General features: G+C 59.3%; 1 pseudogene. It reads right to left on the reverse strand.

Features of this window, described 5'->3' with window-relative positions:
• Positions 1-248, reverse strand: a pseudogene (locus ALC15_RS44480) (recombinase family protein); the annotation flags it as partial.

Below are 248 nucleotides of genomic sequence, written 5' to 3' on the forward strand. Positions count from 1 at the left end.
TAATCAATGTAGTTTTTCGGCCGACGTTCGATCACGCGCTGCACCGCTATGCGCACTGACTCCGACGTCAGCGCGTCGACCGGAACCAACCATTGCGCCCCCTTGATCGCTTGCGTTGCCGGCAGAATGCCCTTCAGCACGAGGCTCTTTGCTGATCCGACGCAAATCCCAAAGTGTGCCGCAGCCTTCGCAAGGCTGATCATTTTGCCGTCGGATGATGCGGGGTCGTATTCCGGCAAGCCCAGGCG

It is taken from the genome of Bradyrhizobium viridifuturi (assembly GCF_001238275.1).
Classification (GTDB): Bacteria; Pseudomonadota; Alphaproteobacteria; order Rhizobiales; family Xanthobacteraceae; genus Bradyrhizobium; species Bradyrhizobium viridifuturi.